At 42.9% G+C, this 21,444-nt stretch carries 17 protein-coding genes and 1 pseudogene; 6 read left to right on the plus strand and 12 right to left on the minus strand.

Translation table 11 applies throughout. The features are described 5' to 3' along the window. Positions 1-63: 63 nt before the first annotated feature. The 3 genes from L3V35_RS07475 to L3V35_RS07485 form a co-directional block, all read right to left on the minus strand. Complete coding sequence (locus L3V35_RS07475) at positions 64-480, minus strand: MarR family transcriptional regulator (RefSeq protein WP_237299119.1); 417 nt, start codon at positions 478-480, stop codon at positions 64-66. After that, positions 458-1,465: a CDF family Co(II)/Ni(II) efflux transporter DmeF gene (gene dmeF, locus L3V35_RS07480; protein ID WP_237299121.1), complete on the minus strand. Its 1,008-nt coding sequence runs from the start codon at positions 1,463-1,465 to the stop codon at positions 458-460. Before dmeF ends, L3V35_RS07475 begins: the two co-directional genes overlap by 23 nt. A gap of 323 nt (positions 1,466-1,788) precedes the next feature. Next, on the minus strand, positions 1,789-2,739 hold the full coding sequence (locus tag L3V35_RS07485) for a LysR family transcriptional regulator (RefSeq protein ID WP_237299123.1): 951 nt from the start codon (positions 2,737-2,739) through the stop codon (positions 1,789-1,791). A 119-nt stretch (positions 2,740-2,858) separates the two neighbouring features. Here L3V35_RS07485 and L3V35_RS07490 point away from each other — a divergent pair, with 119 nt between their 5' ends. Then, positions 2,859-4,118 (plus strand): adenylosuccinate synthase, encoded by a 1,260-nt coding sequence (locus L3V35_RS07490; protein WP_237299125.1) that lies wholly within the window; start codon positions 2,859-2,861, stop codon positions 4,116-4,118. Between the two features lie 230 nt (positions 4,119-4,348). Here the strand turns inward: L3V35_RS07490 and L3V35_RS07495 are convergent, their stop codons facing one another. After that, positions 4,349-5,167, minus strand: coding sequence for a hypothetical protein (locus L3V35_RS07495; protein WP_237299127.1), 819 nt, complete (start codon positions 5,165-5,167; stop codon positions 4,349-4,351). A gap of 419 nt (positions 5,168-5,586) precedes the next feature. Between L3V35_RS07495 and L3V35_RS07500 the strand changes: the two genes are divergently transcribed. From L3V35_RS07500 to L3V35_RS07515, 4 genes are all read left to right on the plus strand, one after another. After that, positions 5,587-6,348 (plus strand): winged helix-turn-helix domain-containing protein, encoded by a 762-nt coding sequence (locus L3V35_RS07500; protein WP_237299128.1) that lies wholly within the window; start codon positions 5,587-5,589, stop codon positions 6,346-6,348. Beyond that, positions 6,327-6,809 carry a hypothetical protein gene (locus L3V35_RS07505; RefSeq protein WP_237299130.1) on the plus strand — a complete coding sequence of 161 codons (483 nt, stop codon included), beginning with the start codon at positions 6,327-6,329 and terminating at the stop codon, positions 6,807-6,809. Before L3V35_RS07500 ends, L3V35_RS07505 begins: the two co-directional genes overlap by 22 nt. A gap of 169 nt (positions 6,810-6,978) precedes the next feature. After that, positions 6,979-8,604: an MFS transporter gene (locus tag L3V35_RS07510; protein ID WP_237299131.1), complete on the plus strand. Its 1,626-nt coding sequence runs from the start codon at positions 6,979-6,981 to the stop codon at positions 8,602-8,604. Between the two features lie 73 nt (positions 8,605-8,677). After that, the gene (locus tag L3V35_RS07515) at positions 8,678-10,318 is read left to right on the plus strand and encodes an MFS transporter (RefSeq protein WP_237299133.1); all 1,641 of its coding nucleotides are present in this window, start codon (positions 8,678-8,680) and stop codon (positions 10,316-10,318) included. Between the two features lie 497 nt (positions 10,319-10,815). Here the strand turns inward: L3V35_RS07515 and L3V35_RS07520 are convergent, their stop codons facing one another. The 4 genes and pseudogenes from L3V35_RS07520 to L3V35_RS07535 form a co-directional block, all read right to left on the minus strand. Beyond that, entirely contained in the window at positions 10,816-12,552 is a 1,737-nt protein-coding gene (locus tag L3V35_RS07520; protein ID WP_237299135.1) for an amidohydrolase, read from the minus strand. Positions 12,553-13,221: 669 nt separating this feature from the next. Beyond that, positions 13,222-13,884: pseudogene (locus tag L3V35_RS07525) on the minus strand (IS5 family transposase); the annotation flags it as partial. A gap of 220 nt (positions 13,885-14,104) precedes the next feature. Continuing rightward, complete coding sequence (locus tag L3V35_RS07530) at positions 14,105-15,358, minus strand: carbohydrate porin (protein WP_237299137.1); 1,254 nt, start codon at positions 15,356-15,358, stop codon at positions 14,105-14,107. Positions 15,359-15,486: 128 nt separating this feature from the next. Continuing rightward, complete coding sequence (locus L3V35_RS07535; RefSeq protein WP_237299138.1) at positions 15,487-16,230, minus strand: hypothetical protein; 744 nt, start codon at positions 16,228-16,230, stop codon at positions 15,487-15,489. Positions 16,231-16,437: 207 nt separating this feature from the next. Between L3V35_RS07535 and L3V35_RS07540 the strand changes: the two genes are divergently transcribed. After that, complete coding sequence (locus L3V35_RS07540) at positions 16,438-17,349, plus strand: LysR family transcriptional regulator (RefSeq protein WP_237299140.1); 912 nt, start codon at positions 16,438-16,440, stop codon at positions 17,347-17,349. Between the two features lie 86 nt (positions 17,350-17,435). On the opposite strand, the gene L3V35_RS07545 is transcribed toward L3V35_RS07540, so the two are convergent. The 4 genes from L3V35_RS07545 to L3V35_RS07560 all read right to left on the minus strand — a co-directional run bounded on the left by L3V35_RS07545 (position 17,436) and on the right by L3V35_RS07560 (position 21,442). Further along, the gene (locus L3V35_RS07545; RefSeq protein ID WP_237299142.1) at positions 17,436-17,807 is read right to left on the minus strand and encodes a hypothetical protein; all 372 of its coding nucleotides are present in this window, start codon (positions 17,805-17,807) and stop codon (positions 17,436-17,438) included. Positions 17,808-17,817: 10 nt separating this feature from the next. Beyond that, a complete protein-coding gene (locus tag L3V35_RS07550; protein WP_237299144.1) occupies positions 17,818-19,485 on the minus strand; it encodes an amidohydrolase family protein in 1,668 nt (555 codons plus the stop codon). 250 nt (positions 19,486-19,735) lie between these two features. Continuing rightward, the gene (locus L3V35_RS07555; protein WP_237299146.1) at positions 19,736-20,677 is read right to left on the minus strand and encodes a sensor domain-containing diguanylate cyclase; all 942 of its coding nucleotides are present in this window, start codon (positions 20,675-20,677) and stop codon (positions 19,736-19,738) included. A 126-nt stretch (positions 20,678-20,803) separates the two neighbouring features. Next, positions 20,804-21,442, minus strand: coding sequence for an OmpA family protein (locus tag L3V35_RS07560; protein ID WP_237299148.1), 639 nt, complete (start codon positions 21,440-21,442; stop codon positions 20,804-20,806). Positions 21,443-21,444: the final 2 nt, after the last annotated feature.

The following is a 21,444-nucleotide window of genomic DNA, read 5'->3' on the forward strand; positions in this document are numbered from 1 at the left end:
TGTGTTCGTGGTTGTTGACTCTTGGTTCTAAGTTCTGTGCTTTGTGCTTTGTGCTCACTAAGCCTAAAACGCTTTCACCATCTTAGTCAGGCATTTTAGTAATACGGCTTTCTCATCTTCTTCGAACTCTTGTGTGAGTTCATTAACGAGATTCAAGTGAAGCTGATTGTGATGAACATGGATCTTCTGCCCTTCGCTTGTCAAAGCCACGACTATCGCTCGACGGTCGGTTGGGTGTTCGTGACGCTCGATCAATTCAGCCTTAACCAATTTTTCGATTTGAACGGTAAGCGTGCCCGTAGTGATGCCGAGCTTTTCTGCGAGCTCTTTCATTCTTAACGCACCATGCATACCAAGCACTTCGATAGTATGTACTTGCGCCAAGGAGTAACCCGTTTCTTTGACAACAGATTGCTCCCACGAAGACATTTTATCGTAGAACTCGGTCAGTATTTGGTTAAGCTGTTCTATATTTCGCATGGCCGTTTGAGTGCACTTCAAGAGTAAGATGGTTAATCTTATCAAACTTGGCGAGCATTTGTTTATATTCAGAGACGGTTTTGTCGCTGTTTGATTCAAGAGTAATCGCCGCTGAGTAGTGATGCCCGCTCACCTTCCACATGTGTAAGTCGGTTACGGCCGCATAAGGAGCTAAAGCTTCAGTGATTCCGTTACGGTACTCATCATCAATATTCTGATCGAGTAAGATTGGGCTTGTTTGTTTCATTAAGTTCATTGTCCATTTGGCAATCACAACCGCGCCAACCATACCCATTGCGGCATCCAGCCAGTTCCACCCATAAAACTTACCGAAGAGTAGCGCTACAATGGCAAGCAACGACGTCAACGTGTCAGCCAAAACATGCATATACGCCGCACGTAGATTGTGATCTTGATGATGTTCATGTTGCTTAGCATGTTCATGGTTATCGTCTTTATCATGATCATGGCTATGTAAATGACCGTGTGAATGTTCATGATTCTTATTATGATTGTGGCCATGCTCGTGTCCGTGATCATGATGATGATCCCCGAGCAAAAACATACTGACGACATTCACCGTTAAACCGATACATGCCACGATGATCGCTTCGTTAAACTGAATTGCTTGCGGGTTGAATAAGCGATGCACCGACTCCACCAGCATCAATAACGCCACAATTCCCAATGCGATCGCGCTGGTGTAGCCGCCTAGCACACTGACTTTGCCAGTGCCGAAAGAGAAACGTTCACTTTCAGCATGCTTTTTTGCATAACGGTATGCAAACAAGGTAATACCAAACGCCGCTGCATGTGTTCCCATGTGCCAACCATCGGCAAGCAAGGCCATTGAACCATATATGGTACCCGCAATGATCTCGACAACCATGGTGACAACGGTTAGTAGCAGGACATAAAAAGTACGCTTCTCACCTTGCTGATTATGTGAAGAAAAATTGTGTTGATGACGTGTTGGAAAGCTCAAATTGGCGTCCTTATCTTGTGTTAGAGACCTAATAATCGTAGTTGGTCGGTATTCTTTGATTTACAAGTAATTTGATAATCAAAGTAATAACTGGAATTTAGTTTGATTATCAAACATTGTCAATGGCGAGTTTCGAGAATTGGTTCGAATCTTGGTTTAAGGTGTCTTTGAATTGATTGCTTTAAAAATGTTGAAAGCCAATCAGCTCGGTCAAATAACAGGCACAAAAAAGCCCACACTTGGTGGGCTTAATAAAACCGTCAGCCTATGTGAGAATGAGACAACTAGTGCATCTTACCTTTCATGGGAATCACTCGCCGTTCTCAAATATCTTTGCGCTGCAATCGCGTAATTTCATCATCAACCCAACCGAGTAGTTGTTTGGTCGCCTTAGATAATACTTGGTTTTGCCTAACGATATAACCGAGACTGGTGTGACAAAAATCCGTTAACGGCGTTACTTTTGAAATTAGATGGTGTTTTGTCGATATTGCAAACTCAGGAATGATTGCCACCCCAAAGCCAGCCTCCGCCCAGTCAATTTGAGCATCAACACTCCCTACTTCCATTACCCTATAATTGGGTAGATTAAGGCTTGGTAAACCTTCATCAATGAAGTCACGCGTTCTAGTATCATGACCAAGCAGAATTAAGGTTAGCTCAGCGTCAGTCTCGGATTCAGCTCTTGGTTCTGCGTTTTTTGGCTTTGTTTTTTGAACGCCACTTTCTTTCGAACCCGCCATAACTTGAGCTTCAAAACCATCACCCAGTGCACACCATGACAGCTCTTGTAACTCAGTAAAATGCAGCGACTCATTGTTTTGTTCTTTGGCAATAACGAAGCCTAGATCCGCCTGAGCATTCTTGACCAAACTCGATGCTTGAGATGATGTGGTATTCAACAACGTGAGATCGATACCCGGATATTGCGCTTTGAACTTCTGGAAAGGGCGAATCAACAAGAATCGAGAAATGATGTCACTCACGGCAATGGTTAACGTCCCTATTTTAAGGTCGTTAATCGCATTGAGATCAGCTTGACAAATCTGCAGTTCGAGTAACGTTCTTCGGCTTGTCTCTAATAGCCTTTCGCCTGCTTGAGTCAGTTGAAATGGACTTCGCTCTATCAACTTAATGCGCGTGGTTTGCTCTAATTGCTTTAAGTGTAAACTTACGTTGGGCTGTGTCATATGAAGCGCATTGGCGGCTTTCCCGAAATGCTTGTACTCCGCGAGCGTCACAAACGTCTTCAACAAATTAATATCAAGCATCATCTTTCCTCCGCTATCCCTACATATTATATGAGATCCTTATCGAGATAATAAACATAATTAATTTCTCTTATCCAAATTTGAGGAATAACATTATTTCTCAATCAGTCAGGAGAAAAATTATGCCATCTATTGTTGTTGTGGGCGCAAACTGGGGTGATGAAGGCAAAGGCCGCATCGTCGATTTCTTAGCAGCAGACGCTTCTGCTAGCATCCGCTTTCAAGGCGGGAACAACGCAGGTCATACTGTAGTAAACGACTTCGGTACCTTTAAGCTGCACCAACTGCCGAGTGGTATTTTTAACCCTGATTGTATTGCTGTTCTTGGTCCAGGCATGGTGATAAGCCCTGCAGCACTAAGTGAAGAGATTGCAGAAGTTCAAGCGGCTGGCATTGAAGTTAAAATGGCGATTTCAGATCGTGCGACTCTGTGCCTACCTTTACACGCATTGGAAGATACACTTGAAGAAGAACGCTTAGGCGATGGTGCTTATGGTTCAACACGTCAAGGTATCGCACCAGCGTACGGCGATCGCGTAATGAAAAAAGGCATTCTTGTAGGCTGGTTAAATCAACCTGAAATCTTAGAACAACGTATTCAATTCATGCTTGATTGGAAAATGCCTCAACTAAAAGCGCTTTACCCTCAATGTGATTTCACCCAAAGTGCTGCTGAGATGACCGAATGGTTACTTGAAGTGACTAAAGCTTGGCGCCCATTCATTTGCAATGTGACTGAGCCTCTAAAATCACTGCAAGCGCAAAACGCGAACTTACTTTTCGAAGCTCAATTGGGCGCGGGTCGTGATCTAGTTTATGGCGAATACCCGTGGACGACGTCTTCAAACGTAACGGCTGCTTATGCTGGCATTGGTAGTGGTTTACCAGCCCTTCGCCCTGAACGCGTGATAGCTGTTGCTAAATCATTTAGCTCATCTGTTGGTACTGGCACCCTAGTAACGGCAATGGAAGAGCAAGACAGCTTCCGTGAGAGCTCTAATGAATTTGGCGCTACAACAGGACGCCCACGTGATATGGGTTACTTCGATGCCGTAGCAACTCGTAACGGTGTTGAACTACAAGCTGCAACTGAAATCGCATTGACTAAGATCGATTGCCTGTCTGGTTTATCTGAACTTAAGATCTGTACGGCTTACGCGGGTGAACATAGCGAGAACCCGATTTGGCCACAAACGGCTAAACTAAAACCTGTGTATGAAGACATGGCGGGCTGGAATGAAGACATCACGGGTTGTCGCACCTTTGAGAGCCTTCCTCAAGCGGCACAAGATTACGTTACTCGCATCGAAGAGTTGATGGGTGTTCCAATCGTGATGGTATCGGTTGGTCCAGAGCGCGAGCAAATGATCATTCGAGACTAGGTTTAACACAAACCTTTTGATTGTTTAACTCTATAAGTCTCCGGATTGATTGTGTCTATAAACCCGATTTAATCCGTTGATGAATATGATCACGCTAAATAAAGTCGAGCAAGTTGCTCGACTTTTTATTGGCCTTCTTTGTCCGTCTTCAACAATTAGCTTTGTCACGGTTTGTTCTCCCTCTTCCTGTCCATCAACAAAGCTAGAGTGCGATAAGATCCAATTCCAGTTTAGAAATAATAGCTATAGGTAAACTTTAATTCTGTTCCCTGTCTATTGTGACCAAAGCTTTGCTCCGTATCATCGAAGAATTCCGTATACGTCACTTTACCCCAGTGCTTGCGGTTGCCCGATAGTGGGCCTTGAAATGCGAGGTCAAGTTGCAACTGATTTATCGTCCCAACACTGCCACCGAAATCAAGCGAGCTAAACTGCGGATTTATTTGTACATGAGTGCCGTTTTCATGCAAATAAATCGAGTTCAAGAAATTAAATTGAACGCCATAGGTATAGTCATCGGTAAGGCCTAATCGACTAAAATCGCTGTTGTTTTGCCCTACTGCACCGGCCAAAATTGGGAAAGATAACCAATTATCAAAAGGAGTATTTACACGAATCAACCCACCGACTGCGAACAAACGATCTGAGATAGCATCCGTAAAACTAGTTTCTATATAGTCAAGTGAGACACCAACCATTGGTGCATGCTGCCAGTCAGTTCGACTCACTTCGAAATAACGAGCTCGAACTTGAGATAAGTTAAAGTCTTCACTTCCCACTTTTCCATTATCTTGACCTTGTATCGTTAGTTGCCCGAGAAACAAGTTCTCATTGCTTTTTTGTCCGGAAATCTGAGCTTGAATCTGTGCGAAGTCGTTATCTTCTTCTCTGAAACTTTGCTTCCCGTAAGTCACGTTGATAACGGATGAGACCTTAGTGTGGTCGCCAGGGTCAGGGGCATCATCTGGCGTGATATGATCATCTGACAATACATGAGATGAGAAAAGAATAAGGGCACTACTGAGTGTTATTTTTTTATAATTAGCCATGATCAAAAACCTATTATACGTTATTGGGCTCTTAGCCTAATTAAGCCAAGTTCCAAAACACTTTAGAGAAATTCGATCCCGCTAGATAACAAAATAAAGAGACAAAAAATAAAAAAAAGTAGGGTTCAAAGTATCAAATGACGAGACCTAAAATAACGTTAACTTTGTCACTCTTTCCCATACATCACACTCGCCCTCTTCTCACTTAATATTCAATATATTAATATCTAGACAAAACAGATTCACTAGATATGGCGTCATTAATATTTAGATACACATGGTTATTTTTTATTTCTGCTTAAATTCTCATTTTTTAAGATTAGCTTTTCAATGTGAAACATTTATTGCTGTGGATCAAAATGAAAAACCACGCATACCAGTTAGCATATTTAAAGACGTTACGTAAGTGAGAAGACTAAATGCTCAAACTATGCCTAGAGCCACCAATATATAAAGTTGGCGAACTCTATTATTCACCAACTTCTGCTGTGATAGATAGCCAGGGAGAGCGAAGTCGCCTAAGAGCACGAGAATCCAACCTCTTTCACGAACTCATCAAGACATTCCCTGAAGTCCTTTCACGTTCGTCGATCGAAGAAACACTTTGGAAAGACTCTTACGCGACAAACGCAACAATTAATCAAACAGTTAAAGCGTTGAGGTTTTCTTTAGAAGACACTGATAGAACTTTGATTAGAACCATCCCCAAGCAAGGCTATGTTCTGGCAGTTGCACCAAAGATTGACAACAACACAGTACCAAAACTCAACGAGTCAAACGCTAACGAGTTGGCCGTAGACGTATCAATAACTGCCCAGACAATATCAAGTACTGAGGTAGAGACAGTTGACACCGCCAGCGAACAGAGCAACTCAGTAACTACTAATAATACCAAAACAGAAGCCACACCACGGAGTATCGTTAATTCAATCACTCTATTACTGGCTATCTCTATCGCTACTTTCGCCCTCTGCGCATCTGGCCTTTTTACTGATCAACCTGAGCGTATTAGCCACCAATATGGCAATCACTGGATACTCTTCAATGCTACAGAGCAGGAGCTCAGCTCGTTACCTATACAACCCGGAGACTCGACAAAATATGTGTCTAAGAATAAGTCGTTCTATCGAATTTGTTCAGAGATAAGAGGAGTTTTGGAATGCCAGCAAGTCGAACTTTAACCCTTTTATCCATAGTCATTGCCATTGTCGTTTCTGGCGTACTTGGCACACAAGCTTATCAATATTTAAATAATCCTCTCCGATTAAATGAAGGGGCATGGGAAGGGAAAGGGGCTGTCTATATTGATGACTCAAGGATTGACAGTAATGCAATGATGTTAGTCGCAAACGATGGGATTCGACTTTCAATAAGCAATCGGTACAACGAATTTAACTACACCTACGATGTCACATTAGAATTGAAACGTGTTGAGCACGTCAGTACCGATTTCGAGATAAAGAAGAGAGAAGTGCGAGGTTTAGAAGCGTTTATCGAAAATACCAATATTGACATACCACTGGGTAGTAATTTGATCCGTCTGAATGCTTGGAACCTCGATGAAGGTCGAATTTTTATTGAGGTCGAGCAAAGTGCAGGCTTAGATGTATCTTATATTTTAGACAAGAAATCAGGTAGTTAGTACTAATTTACTTTTTTTTATCTCTCAATTTACAAATACAATTTTTTTTCTTCTAAAGATACTTTTTTTGGTTGGAGAGTAAGTGAGCTCACAGGTTTAAATGGTGATGAAGATTATTTCATAACTATAACGACTTGAGCTTTCGCTCTTCAACATAAAGGTATCTACAATGACGGTATCCGCAACCACACCCCCTACTCCGGAAGAAAAATCAGGGTTAGCCAAATGGTTCCCTCTGATTGTTCTCCTCGCAGCCCAATTTTCAACCATGGCCGATAACTCTGGATTGGCTATTTCTACTGAGGCACTTATAGCCCTTCACGGTGCAAGCATGCCGCAAATTCAAATGGCTAATGCAATGTACCCGCTTATTGCAGGCGCCGGCATGATCGCTGGTGGCCTGATCGGTCTGATTATTGGATGGAAGCGTCAAATGATCATCGGAGCAGGCATGCTTGCTGTGGGGTCATTTGCAGCCGCATTCGCTCCAAATATGGAAGTCTTAAATTATGGAGCTCGTGTGGGTTCTGGTTTAGGTGCTTGTTTGCTGATCCCTGCAGTGCTGGCAAACGTGGCAGGTATTTACAAAGGTAAAGACCAAGCAATCGCGTTCTCTGCGATTGCAGCTCTGGTTGGCCTCGCAAGTGCAGTTACGCCATTGTTGTTTGGCTTTATTTTGGATGTCGCGAGCTTCCAAGTCGCTTTCAGTGGCTTAGGCATTTACTGCTTATTTGTGATGTTCGGTAGCATGAAACTACCAACGCTTGAGTCTAGCCCTTTCAAAGGTAAACTCGACACTATCGGTATCGCCTTAGCAGGTGTTGGCCTTCTTTGTTTCGTGACTGGTTTGCTTAAAATCTCTGATTGGGGATTGATCAAGCCCCTAACTGACTTCAACCTTTTGGGCATGTCTCCAGCGATTCCAACGGTACTATTAGGCGCTACACTACTTAAAGTGCTGATGGTGTGGGAGCGCCGTTTTGAAGAGCAAGGTGGCACACCTCTTCTTCCTTCTTCTTATGTTAAAAATCCACAAGTTGTGGTCGGCTTAGTCTTGTGTGCCACGATCTTCTTACTGTTTGGCGCTACGGGTTTCATCAACGTTTCTTACATGCAGCTTGTCGCGGGTATGAGTGCATTCTCATCTGGCATGGCATTATGTGCGTTCGCTCTTGGCATGATGATTGGTTCCCTTGGTGCTCCAGTTAAATTGGCTCACTTAACGTGTCAGCGTATTTGCCAATTGGGCTTCAGTATTGCTGCGACAGGTACTGCGCTGATGTTCTTAGGCTTTACCACTGAAGGTATCACCTTCTGGCAATACATTTCTCTAACCATCTTTGGCACAGGTGCTGGCTTACTGGCTTCTCAAGCTTCAATTGTTGTAACGTCTGCACTAAGTGAGCGTGAGGCTCAACAATCAGGTGGCATTCAAGCGACATCTCGTAACGTAGGACAAGCGTTTGGTGTGGCTATCCTAGGTTCAGTGATGCTGTTCTCTTTAACTGGTGCGATTAAGTCAAACGTAGCTGAACATGAGGCGCTATCAGCAGAAACGAAGCAAATCATTATTGAGCAACCTTCGCTACCATTCGTATCAAACGCTATGGCAGTTGACCTTATGGAGAATCTGATTGCAGATAAAGAAGAGCAACGCATTGTCATCGAAGTCATGGCGGAGTCTCGCTTACAGTCGGTTCACTATGCGCTATTTACTTTGATTGGATTAATGCTTGGTGGGTTAGCCTTGTGCTCTAAACTTCCCCAACGTTCATTAATGAAGAGCGAAGAGTAACATCTCAAGCCTCGGCAATGCCGGGGCTTTATTCGTTTCACCCGACGTAATTTCAATCACCTAATGAGATTTTATGGATAAGAAAAACGATAGCAAAACAACTTGGTTACTCATCGCGCTCTGCTTAGCACAATTCACACTCTCGGCAGATGTCGCCAACCTGTCTATCTCCACCTCCGCACTGGTTAATGTTTTTCAAACAGACATTTCGAACATCCAGTTTCTAAGCAGTGTTCAACCACTTGTTGGCGCGGCTTTGATGCTTTCTGCAAGCATTTTCGGTTTGATTATTGGTTGGCGACGATTATTGATCCTTGGCACAAGCATCGGCTTTATTTCCACACTTGGTTTTATCGCAATCGATGATATAACCACCCTATCCCTTTTAGTCCGCCCTCTTGCAGGCATTGCCTCTGCGCTCATACTTCCCGCTGTTCTGGCGCTTGTGGTTGCGCATTTCCCGGGGAAAAATCGCGCTGTTGGATTCGGCTTTATGGCCGCCGCCACCGGATTAGCAGCAGCCATCATCCCTTTGTTGAGCGGTTGGCTGCACGACAACACCGATTGGTATTGGTCTTTCGTTATTATTGCAGTGTGCTATTTCTCAAGCTTAATGGCGGCCATCTTTGCTATTCGTCCTATTCATACTAACAGCCCGACTAAGTTCGATGTTGTTGGTGCAATACTCGGTGCAGTAAGCACGGTCGCTGTTTTTCTAGGGCTAATTAAGATGCCTTATTGGGGCGTATTCACAGTCTTAAACGGCGCAAAGGTTCCCTACTGGCTGAACGTAATTTACCCATTAAGCCCTGCTCTGTTTTTGCTCGGCCTAGGCGTTTTGCTATTTACGCTGTTTGTTATTCAGCAAATTAGGTTTGAACGGAAGCACGGCTTTGCGCTTTTACCATTTAGCTGGTTCAAAAATAGTGCGTCAAGAACGGGATTTATCGTACTCTCACTGATGTACATCGCACTAGGCGGAAGTAGCTTTGTCACCGTCACTTACTTGCAAGTCGCCATCTCGCTCTCTTCTGCTCACTCTGGTAGCATTATTCTTCTGTTCTCTGCCTGTATGATTGTTCTATCAGTGGCGACTCCAATCATATTTAAACAGCAATCACAGAAAAAACTCTGCCAAATTGCTTTCATCACAATGTTTTTCGCCGGGTTAACATTGATATTATCGAGCCAAAGCCAGCAAATATTAGCCCCTTTCTATTTGGGCATGGCGTTGCTAGGGGCTGCGATGGGTATTTTGGCTTCCCAATGTCCCGTCATCATTACAAGCGCCTTAGGTGAAAGAGATGCGGAGCAATCTGGTGGCTTACAAGCAACGGTAAGAAACATTGGTTTGGTATTAGGTATCAGTCTATTTGGCGGATTAAACCAAGGTGCAATGGACCACAACATTCGCTCTAACCATGAGATCGCGACCTACTACCCTCAAGATTTCGTTTCGGATTTGAACCAACTTTCTCATGTACCCTATGTTGATGATAGCCGTGTTAACACATTGATTAAAAATTATCAGTTAGATAACCATCAAGCTGAATATCTATTAAATGAAAATGCAAACGCTCGCGTTTTTGGTTTCAACTTAGCGATGATGGTTCTGGTGTTGATTTCACTCCTCGGTGGATATATCAGCTCTCGAATCGGTCCACCGAAGCTTCAGCCTCGTCCCCCCACTCTCAAACACTCTCTAAAAATCTAGTGAAAGGTCAACCTTAACGGGTTGGCTTTTTAAGTTTTGCTCCTCAGGTCATCAGCTATCAAGCCTTTAGAGACAACTCCACTCATCGATTAAAGCGCCTTAAACACTGTGAAAACGATAGTCCAGTATCAACGCCCTAATATTGTTTCTCTCGACATTCCCCTCTCCATTGGCAACTCATCCAACTTTAGAAAATACATTTGTGAATAATGGCGTTCTATAACCCTCAGCTCGTTAATCGAAAATTTAGATTTAGGGTTTCAGCTGTATTCTTGTCCACTTATAAGTAATCCATAGCGGCGCTAATATCTGCCATTACAGACCTTGGCTATATTGCTTGCCACCAATGCTGGCTCTGAAGCGGCTTCTTACAGCATGTTTTAAAAGGTACCGTGAAACCCTCACGTTATAGTGAATACTTTTAAGGGCTTTCTATAGACACAAAAAAAGAGCACTTACGTGCTCTTTGAGTTGATGTGAAAGTTGTATTTATATGATTAAGCCATTTCTGGTTCTTTCACTGACGTTGTTGCATTTTTGTGTACTGAAACATCGCCACCTAACACCGTGGCATGTACTCGTATATCTTTAATCTCTTGTTTTGGCGTCTCTAGTGGGTTTGCGTCTAGCACAGCAAAATCAGCCAATTTCCCAGCACAAATCGAGCCTTTACTGTCTTCGTGCCCCATTAGATAAGCTGCACCAAGTGTAACAGCGTGCAGAGCTTGCTCAGCGGTTAGGCACTCTTCTTCTCCATACACGTTACCTGAGAAAATGCACTTACGATTCATTGCACCCCACATCATAAACAACGGGTTAACCTGCGTTACGCCATCATCACAGTGAATAGAGAACGGGATGCCTTTTTTCGCCGAAGTTTGGAACGGGTTTAATCGATTGACATACTCAGGCCCAACGGTTTGTGTTGCGTGTACGTCACCCCAAACCGGAATATGAGTACCAAACAAGTTGTGACACACACCTAACTTGACCATTCTGTCCATTTGCTCATCAGTCACCATTTGGTTATGTTCTAAGCAGTGACGAGCTTCTGGCATTGGTGTGTCTTTCTGCATGCGTTCGATAATATTTAGCAGTTTTTCTGTGGTGCCATTACCGTTACAGTGGAACGAGATGTTGTAGCCCGCTTTATGGAACGGCAAAGCAGACTCGTAGATCTCTTCTACGTCGCGAGTCAGCGAGGTACTCGGCTTGCCATTATAATAAGTTTGGCCGTCTAACAGATTCGCAGTGAAACCTTGAATTGAGCCATCGGTATTCACATACTTCACGCTACCGATACAAAGCCTGTCTGTATCGTTCTGCTTCATGGTGTTTACGTCTTCCAAATTGAAAGGCCCTACCAAAGGGTAAGCCGTAATACGAAGCTTAAACGCTGGGTTGGTACTCAATGCTTGGTAAAGCGGATATGGATTCGACGGCAAGCCCATGCCACAATCCGAGACTGTAGTCACACCCAATGAGTGGGCAATATTCGCGTAATCGATCAAGGTCTTTCCGATCACGGCCGGGTCAGTTCCGTAGTTAAATGCTCCAACATTGAGTGCACGGTAGATGTCTTTCATTTCGGCAATATCGCCTGTCAATCGACCATTTTCACGTAATACAAATTCAGCATTGTCGCCCAAGCTGAACCCTGACATTTCAAGCGCTAATGTATTGAGTCCTGCTAAGTGGCAGCTTGCGTGCATAAAAAACACCGGAGAGTCATCAATAACAGAATCCAAGAAATCACGATTCACAATGGTCCCATCAGTCATCAACAGTGGGTCCAAACCCCAAAGATTGATCCATTCTCCTGTTTTACCTGCCTTGTCGTGCTCTTTTTTAAGATCTTGTAAGTGCGCTTTTAATGTTTCAGCAGTTGCACACCCCTTTAGTAACTTACCTTCTACACCTAGACGGTCGTATTGTCCGCCATATTCAAACATACCTGTAAACAATGCTGCAATCAGTGGATGCATATGCGCTTCAATAAAACCTGGCACAATTGTTTTGCCTTCGAACTGAGCATCTAAGCGATATTCTAAGCTTTTATCGGTTAAAAATGTTTCAGCCTGATCTTTAGTACCTGCGAATAGTATTTTCCCATCTTGTACAATGGTCGCTGCTGCCTTTGGAAGCTCTTCATTCATAGTAATAAAGTTGCCTGTGTAAAGGACGGTTTCGGCGTTGTATTGAATACCAGGCTTAAGAGCTGTTTTAGTTGTCATAGTTAAACTCCAGATGTGTAGGGTTCATTGTAATTTTTGTTCCTCTTCAACTTGCCTTAACCTGTATTTCTTTTCGAGAATTTTAAAATGAAATAAAATGATGAAATAAAATTGCGATATAAAAAAAGATAAAGACGATGATTTATATGAATTTTTAACTATAAGGAATGCCAATGCTGGTCAAAAAAAGCATGAACTTCGAAACTGCCCATTGGATAGTGATGTTCAACGCCAGGCGTAAAAGAAAAGTAAGAGAGCTCTGGGAAAACCAACAAACTCAATAGTGTCCCCAATATAATGACAACGAACAATTTAAAATAAACACTCATCACTGCATTCCTTATTTATTAGTAATGCAGTCTTTATAAGGCTTATCTAGCCGCCTTTTATTGACAATCCGCGCTGTAAAACAATTTCTCAGCTATTATCATTTTTTTTTATTAATCACGAGCTTTTAAATGTGAGAGATTCGATAAAAAAGTGATTCAGTTTTCTCAACATTCTCAACTAAGCAGCTAAGCAGCTAAGCAGCTAAGCAGCTAAGCAGCTAAGCAAGGCTTCGTTGCGTAATTCAGTTTAGAGAAAAAACTACCTCGCTTTGTATGTTTTTCAATTAATACGGCTAGTTTCAGGCATATCAAGTCCAGCAAGCTTATTCAGCATTGCTTAATTCCCCCCAACCTTTGCATTGTAGTTTCTGACGCTCAATCGTCCCCCTAGCAACTGTTTAACTCGATACATTGCAGCTCTGATTGTAAACACCTGTGGTATCGATATCGCTCTTTTCAATACTTATTTGAACCATATAGCTTCTGGCAATCAACGGCTAAATTTCTAGGATGATCGTGTCCCCAGAGAGCTGCCTCTTCTGTTAGAGGTATATGCGCGACTGCTCGCTTAATGCTAATTGCATCATGACAGGCTCTCATGTCATAAGCGCCATCGCCAGATACATCAGGATGCTTCAACATGTTTGTTTCAGTAAGCTCGGGAGTACTTCTCCATCTGTAACCGTCGATAAATGTAGTTCGGTTGTAATGATTTCATGAGTGCTTGCGACAGCAATATGCAGCTTTCGCCAGGCTTTGCGCTCGCCATCCGTCCCGTATTTTCTGACTTTTTATTCACCTTCGCAATAACCTTTAAGGCCTGTAGCATCAATGGCTAAGTGCTGTACCACTCCCCCGCATTTTGCCTTAAATGAGACCTCTATTTGCTTTGTGCCTAACCACTTATCACTTCTTCATCAATCCAAAAGGTCAAATAGCTACGGTTAATGAGCGCTCGGTTATATTGCTTCCAGTTGATTGTTTTGTAACGAGGTTTAGGCATGAGGCTAAGAAGGAGAATGAATGTAGCCGATCAGATCGTAGGTTATAGATTTAGCACCATTGAATTACACAACAAAGCCTCTACAGCTAATCGAATTCTGCAGAGGCTCAACATCATAATACTTAAATAATCTGTCATAAATTCCCTAGCTTTACTTTATTGTTAGCTCGAGATAATTTTGTTCACCACGCTTATTAATATGCATATCCGTTTTGCTCAATTAGAAAGCAAAACGCGCTTTAAAGCCAAACACGACATCCGTTTTATCTTTAATGAAAATATTTTCCTGATTACCGGTTTCAATGGCATTTACATTGATTGCGGTATGGTTTAACACCTGAACACTTGGAGACAGTTGCAACCAAGGCGTTACTTGAGCTCGGTAATAAAGCTCGGCAGTATATTGGTCATCTAATTCAATATCACCAAAGGTACTTGCCATTGGACTTGCCCAGTTAAACGCAAGCCCCATCATATCTTGATTGCGATTTACTGGTATGTAGCCAAATCCAACGCTGACCGATGCATCGTACATTGCACCACCATCTTCCGCCCAACCTGCTCTCAAGAAGGGTAGCCATTGGTTATCAATTAAGCCCGATAGAGAAACGTTAACACCATAACCTTCTTTATCATTTTCGACCGCGTCTCGTTGCCAAACGGTCACGTGGGCATTATCTATAAACAACGCTTCTTTCGATGGTGTATAACCAATCTCTAAGCTTTTCCATGTTGCTTTGCTATCGAATAGATCTTCAACACCTTGTCCAAGGTTAGACGCATTACCTTTCGCATCAAGAATACTCGCAGAACCATAGATCTTATCGGTTAGAAAGCCGCCTAGCATGACACCCAATGCACCGTCAGGAAGCCCTCCTATCGTGCCACTTCCTGATGTAAATACGCCATTATTGAAATCGTTCCAAGGACTCGCCAACGCATAAAAATCGGTGTAGTCGGTCATGTCGAGAAAACCTGCGTAGGCAACCATGCGTTCGTCTAACATCGATTGACGCCAAAATAAATGGGTCGTTCTAAAGCCTTGGTCTCCATATAAAGAGTGGACAAACCCGATATAGCCAAGGTCTTGAACGCCAAACTCTTTCGGTGAGGTGTCGCTATATTTATGGCGGTGTTCAAATTTAAAAACTACCCCTCCCGTCGAGCCAGAATCGGTATGAACCATGTCCCATTGTCCATAGACTCGCAAAGCACCAGATGCCGATGACGAATCACCCAACGGATTAGTTGCCGTGAGTCCCAACATGTTGTAATCCACACCAAGTTGCAGCCCATGTTGTTCTTGCCAGCGCTGTTTCGTCTCTGTCCAAGATTCAAAGTGCGACGGTTCTGTTGTGGTTTCATTCAGCTCTGTCGTTGTCGCTAATATATCAAGCCTTTCCGCTGCCACTGCTTGGTAAGACAGTGCCATCAACAATATGGCAATGGGAGATAATTTGGATTGTATTCTCATGGAACTCTCTGTGAATCTACTCGATGGCCACATCACAGACGTACTGTTGGTGGCGAGATATTACGGTAATGGAACATTTATAGGTACAATGTTTGAAACATCACTTTGGTTAACTGAATAACGGTGTTTTAGAAGAAAGACTTATACATGAACCAAGCAACGGTATCGTCAATATCTTGCTTCAGCGCCGCTGACTTCACGCTGCCGTAAGTATTTTCAAGTCTAAATTCACCCCAATGATTCATCGCTGCATTCATTGGGGTGCCAATACGTACTGAAGACTTAAGCGTACTGGTTTCAATGTCCCCATCTACATAAGTGTATTCAGGGCTTAACATGACATAGGTTCCGTCTTGACCCGTCTTAAGCGTAAAGTAACCAGCCGCCATACCACCTACCGCAGAGTCGTCACTCACGTTAAATTGGTTGGTCATCGCATCACTGTACTCACCCGCTAACACACCGCCTCTCAAGTACATTGAAAACCGTTCTACTGGCGTAATTGCCACGACCGCACCCAATGCTGCCGTCGTCATAGAAGCGTTGTCGATCATGTCAATCGATGCTGCGACCTTTGGTACTGTTGGGTTTTCGAAGTTAAATACATGAAAGTATTGAATACGAGAATCATTGTATTTTCCCTCTTGGTTCATGTTGCCTTCTACGGCCACCATGCCTTGCTGAGTATCAGTCACCCCAAAGCCATAGGTCAGCATGCCCTTTACATCACCATTATTGGTTGCTCCTACGGTGAACGATGTTGTTGCTCGTGCGATATCCGATGGATCGTGATCTTCTTCGGCGTAAAGTGAAGTGCTCGTAAGAACAAGAGCCGTAAGTGCAGTTAGTGAAACTGTGTGTTTGATTGACATTGTTATCTCCAAGATTGTGTTCAAATTTCAACGTCATAATATGCGGGATACAACCATTCCCGAACTTACACTTGTAGGATTCAACTGGACAAAGATCCGCTGTGTTCTATTATTGATATCGTTATTAATACAAAATCATTAATATCCGTTATGTCATTTGGATCTACGCAGATAAACGACGATTAACCACCATTTTCGAGAGATGAAATGAATTTTAGCCTTGAACAACTCAATACATTTGTTGCTGTTTATGAACAACGATCATTCAGTAAAGCAGCGGTAAAACTGAACAAACATCGAAGTACGATAGGACAGGTTGTCGTTAACCTAGAAGACATTTTGATGGTGACGCTGTTTGACCGAGTAGGACGCTCAGTTGAGCCAACAACGGAAGCTGATTTACTCTATCGTTACGCTAAGCAGTCCATTGAACAGGTCAAGGCATTTGATAAACTAGCAATAAGCCTTGCTCAAGGTGAGTTAGAATCTATTAACTTTGGATACTGTAGTTTCTTGCCACAATTAGCGATTGCAGACATTAGAATGCAGTTGGCTAAAGACTTCCCTAATTTATCTGTCAACTTTTTCGTGCGTGGAAAAGACACCATTAAGAAAGGGATTGAGTCCGGCGAATTTCACTTCGGCTTAGTTAACACTCACGACAGCAAAGCCATAAATAGTTTCCATTCGACTTATCTGGAAACGCTATCACTGATTCCATTTGCCAATAAAGGTGGTGAGCTATCAAAAGTCCCACCAAATGAATTGCTGTCTAAATTAAGGGTCTCGAAACAACTGGTTTTGCAGTCACTTATCGAAGAAGGGCTAGCCGACAAGGTCACTTTATCGGCAGATTATGAAGCGATTGACCAACTCTCTTTGATTATCAAACTCGTACAACTCGGGCACGGCTGGTCTTTGCTGCCTCGTTCGGTTATCTATTCTGAATATGTTAGACAAAACTTAGTGGCACTCGAAATTGATGAAGTAAAAAAGAGCATAGAAATCCCCATTTCCCTTTGGAGCCCTCACTCTAGCCAACTCGTTAAAATCCGAACTTCTATCATTAGCGCATTAGAAAACTACATTAATCATATTTTGGAAGATTTGAACCTTTAATCCCATTTGTCTAAGTAGAAAGCAAAAAGCCGCCAGCATCTAATATAACTAGAGGCTAGCGGCTTTAATTCTTGGTTTATCAGTACTTAATGAATGAAAGTGATATCCGTTGTACGCTGAAGTTTCATGAGTTTGGTGCGCTCCCAAAGGCTATTGCCCGTCATCACTATCTCGACTTCATCGTGCTCATCACAAAAAGACCAAAATGGTTTATCTCCAAAATCCGATTCAATTTCAGTGACTTGGTTTTCAGATAGATTCGAAACATCCAACCCGACGTTATAAACGAACTTAGACAGCTCCGTTGAGTCGATATCCTTAACCACCGTCATTGACTCTAATTGAGATTCATAAGAAGGTAAGGCATTAACTTCACCTGCTAACTCTTCAAGCGAAGAGGCGTTTGCAGTACTCGTCATCAGTAATACACAAGTTAGAAAGCCTTTAGTGATTCGCATAACTCTCTCGCTACTTTTGTTTGTACGTCGGATTTCCATCTGCACCAGACTGAGTGGTAGAAAATGTCGGTACCGTGATATTTTTTAAGTAACTGGCTTTATCAAGTCCTTTAAAACGACCTTTGTCTTCTGGGGTGTGACGAATAGGTTGACCCGCCCAAACTTTCTTAAACTCACCATTATCAACCACTTTTTGGCCATTTACGATAACGTAAGTAATACCAGACGTCGGAGCGCCCTGCTCACCCGCTTTGTAGGTTGCATTATCCGTCACGTTCTCTGGATCAAAAACAGTAATGTCTGCCACCATTCCTTGTTGCATACGACCGCGTTCTTGCATCGACTCAAGCCCTGCATCACCTAAGTGCTTCGCTGGCCAGTAAGCCATTTGAGCCAGAGTGAACATCAGAGGTACGCCTTCCTCGCGAGCCATCGTAAATACTCTGCCACGTGTGCCAGCGGTACGTGGGTGTCCCTTATATTCAGAGGGGTCAGCGTCCCAAGAATCAACACCTAAACCAGAATAAATCGAATCAGCCGCCACTGTCATATGTGGGATCTGTAAGAAGTACTTAAGCCAGTCCTTACGTGGTGGGCTAAAGATCACGACAAGGTGGCCCGGATTTTCTACCGAGAGTTTTTGATATTCCTCTTTGGTTAGGAACTTATCGCCTTCTGGGTCATACATGATGTCTTCATATTTGTACCCAAACAGCCCTTCTATACTCTCAGGAATCAAGAAAGATGAACCAATGGCTGTCGAGGCCGCATCATATGGGTAATATTCAGACCACATGTTCATGCCTTGCTCACGTGCTCTCTTCAGTTTATCTTCCACTTCCCACCAACCAAACTCGTTGTTGTGAAGCATCAGTAGGCCAGCTTTGAGCGCAACGGCATTGGCAAAGACTTCATCAAAGCCTAGTTGACCTTCTGGATCGACAGGATTGCCATGATATCGGGTATGAGAAGCAGTAAAGCGTCCCCAGTTCGCGGCCACTTTTTGAGATTCGTACATTTCAAACGATGTTAAACCATTTTTCATATAGGCCGTTGTTGAAGCAAGATTGATTGCTCCCTCTTTAAAGCCTTGATCTAAAATAGATAAAATCTGAGTCATCTGTTCAGGATTTGCTTTCACATCTGACCAACCACTGACGCCATCTTTTGCTGCTTCTGCTCTCAACCTACCTAGAATATCTGGAGCATCATAAGCGCGATCAATTTTCACTTCAGGGTCTAGTACTTCAAGACGTGCCGCTTCCTGGCTAATACCTGTACCATAATTTAACGGCCAAGCATCTTTCTTCGCGTCATACCACTCAGCAACACGGGTTGCGCCGATCTCAAGATCCATACCCGTTGTTACGCCATCGAGTGCAGCTAACTTAATGGAAAGGCCATCAAGAGAGTGAAAGTGTGTATCGATAAAACCAGGTGCAACGACGTGATTTTTTGCATCAATGACATGGTCACCCTTTAAAGAGTCCGCGGTAATAATTGCAATGCGGCCATCTTTAATACCGACATTCAGCACGGCATCAAGCATGGTTTCTGGGTCCATAACTCGACCATTTTCAATCACTAAGTCATAGTCTGATGCCAATACACCGGCACTACCTAGGCTAAGAGCCAAAGTAATTAAAGTACTGATATTACGCTTCTTAATAGGTTTCATCACGTGTCTCAAAGTTCATTTAGAGGAATACAATTCAATACCAAAAGACCTTTATGAGTAAGCTATCAATCGCGTCTTTGTGTATCGATGTGCATTCATTATAGACACAATCAAAATAAACAAAATTTCGTTTTGTCCGATCCAGTCCTACAATTTTCCTGAATTATCTAAGGTTTAATATTTTGATTTCTTACACAGGGGAAATGAGTTCCTGACGATCATTACTCTCAACAAGGTCTGAAAAATAAAACTAAATCTTGTTCTTCTTATTGAGATACATGTTTTCATCGGACGACTTGATTAGATTAATGATGTTGAAGCTTCGAGAGTCTGCAGTACCAAAACCATAAGAAAAACCGAGGGGAACCTCATCATCGCAACGAAAACCTTCAATGAAGTCATCAAATTCAGCGTGAACTTTATTGACCAACTCAGAAGCATAACCAGCCTCTTCCGAATGTATGACGACAATGAACTCATCACCACCGACCCTAGCCGATATGATGTTGTACTTTGCATTGTTTTTTATGCATGACGCAAAGCCAGAGATATAGTCATCACCTTTGAAGTGGCCATAAGTATCATTGATGTACTTCAAATTATCCAAGTCGAAATACAAACAAACGATCTCTCCATCGCTGATGTTTGCTTTGTTGAATTCATGGAAGAAGCCCCTTCGATTAAGCAGCGTTGTCATGATATCAAAGTGACTGTTTTTGTATAAAATCCGGCTCTCTTCTTTTAATAGAATTTCAGAACGCAATAGAGTCGATATGTTTTCAATCAAGCTAACTTGGCTCTCGGTATACGCTGTTGGGCTTAAATCAAAAACCAAGAGCACCGCAAACACTTCGCCATCGATATCTCTTACCGGGACGCCGCAAAACGACTTATAGGCATCCGCCCCATTCGCAGAAACGGAATCACCACCAGCATGACCACTCAAATAAACCGTGCGATTTTCGTTATGCACATACTCACAAAAGAGGCTAATTTTGCTCTTATGTTGGTTACACGATATGTTTGAGGAGCTCCACACGCTCTCAGAACCAGAGCAACTCAAATCAGAGATCATGATGATGCCCGCATTCGATGCGTCCATGATGTCTCGTATGTTATCCAATATAGATACCCAAGTATCGACATCGATATTTTTTTGCATCCCTTCAGAAGAGAACTTATCAAAAAACATTAATATTTCTTTAGTATCAGACAGTTAAACTTAATTGAATATTCATTAGTATACGTTGTAACAAAAATTCCAAGAGCGATAGCTTAGAGTGGTTATTACGACAAAGTAACAACCAAGCCCTACATCCTAGTTTTCTAGTTCGGAAGCATCATTCGCAGAGGCCCAAATTTCTGAACGTCTATTCTTGGCTCTACCCTCTGACGTTGCGTTGGACGCAATAGGTTTACTTTCACCAAATGAGCGTATAACAAGGCGATTCTTCTCTACACCATCCGCGATTAAACCATTCGACGTAGTCAGCGCTCTTTGGAGCCCCAATGCTTGGTTATAACCTGCTTCGCCAGTGCTGTCAGTGTGTCCATCCACTGTAATCGCACTGCCGTTAGTCTTTAATTCGCCAGCTAGTTGGCTCAATGCTTTGCTGCCCATTGGTGTTAAGTTGTGTTGGTCGAAACCAAAATGAAGGCGAGCGAGCAACCCTTGACGCTCTTGGTTACTAATCCAAGTCTTACAACCTGATTGGTTCATACCGAGATTGGATTGACCTGCTAACGCTTGTTTTAGCTCACTGCTGTCAGACGGCTGCTCTATTTGTAGAAAGCCCTGTCTGTGTTGTGCAATGCCGACGACATTATCGACTCTTACACTATGTTGATATTCACTGAATCCGGTGTCGCAATAAACACTGATACCTTCTTCCGCATGAGCGATAAAACTAAGTTGCAATGTCGATAGGACGATTGAACTGATCATTAACTTTTTCATAT

This window comes from Vibrio sp. L5-1, from assembly GCF_021728315.1.
Classification (GTDB): Bacteria; Pseudomonadota; Gammaproteobacteria; order Enterobacterales; family Vibrionaceae; genus Vibrio; species Vibrio splendidus_K.

Excerpts from the sequence above, each read along its gene's own strand:
- L3V35_RS07535 (WP_237299138.1), bottom strand. The coding sequence starts at position 16,230 with ATGTCAATCAAACACACAGTTTCACTAACTGCACTTACGGCTCTTGTT.
- L3V35_RS07540 (WP_237299140.1), top strand. The coding sequence starts at position 16,438 with ATGAATTTTAGCCTTGAACAACTCAATACATTTGTTGCTGTTTATGAA.
- L3V35_RS07530 (WP_237299137.1), bottom strand. The coding sequence starts at position 15,358 with ATGAGAATACAATCCAAATTATCTCCCATTGCCATATTGTTGATGGCA.
- L3V35_RS07550 (WP_237299144.1), bottom strand. The coding sequence starts at position 19,485 with ATGAAACCTATTAAGAAGCGTAATATCAGTACTTTAATTACTTTGGCT.
- L3V35_RS07500 (WP_237299128.1), top strand. The coding sequence starts at position 5,587 with ATGCTCAAACTATGCCTAGAGCCACCAATATATAAAGTTGGCGAACTC.
- L3V35_RS07515 (WP_237299133.1), top strand. The coding sequence starts at position 8,678 with ATGGATAAGAAAAACGATAGCAAAACAACTTGGTTACTCATCGCGCTC.
- L3V35_RS07495 (WP_237299127.1), bottom strand. The coding sequence starts at position 5,167 with ATGGCTAATTATAAAAAAATAACACTCAGTAGTGCCCTTATTCTTTTC.
- L3V35_RS07560 (WP_237299148.1), bottom strand. The coding sequence starts at position 21,442 with ATGAAAAAGTTAATGATCAGTTCAATCGTCCTATCGACATTGCAACTT.
- L3V35_RS07485 (WP_237299123.1), bottom strand. The coding sequence starts at position 2,739 with ATGATGCTTGATATTAATTTGTTGAAGACGTTTGTGACGCTCGCGGAG.
- L3V35_RS07490 (WP_237299125.1), top strand. The coding sequence starts at position 2,859 with ATGCCATCTATTGTTGTTGTGGGCGCAAACTGGGGTGATGAAGGCAAA.
- L3V35_RS07520 (WP_237299135.1), bottom strand. The coding sequence starts at position 12,552 with ATGACAACTAAAACAGCTCTTAAGCCTGGTATTCAATACAACGCCGAA.
- L3V35_RS07545 (WP_237299142.1), bottom strand. The coding sequence starts at position 17,807 with ATGCGAATCACTAAAGGCTTTCTAACTTGTGTATTACTGATGACGAGT.
- L3V35_RS07510 (WP_237299131.1), top strand. The coding sequence starts at position 6,979 with ATGACGGTATCCGCAACCACACCCCCTACTCCGGAAGAAAAATCAGGG.
- L3V35_RS07555 (WP_237299146.1), bottom strand. The coding sequence starts at position 20,677 with ATGTTTTTTGATAAGTTCTCTTCTGAAGGGATGCAAAAAAATATCGAT.
- L3V35_RS07475 (WP_237299119.1), bottom strand. The coding sequence starts at position 480 with ATGCGAAATATAGAACAGCTTAACCAAATACTGACCGAGTTCTACGAT.
- L3V35_RS07505 (WP_237299130.1), top strand. The coding sequence starts at position 6,327 with ATGCCAGCAAGTCGAACTTTAACCCTTTTATCCATAGTCATTGCCATT.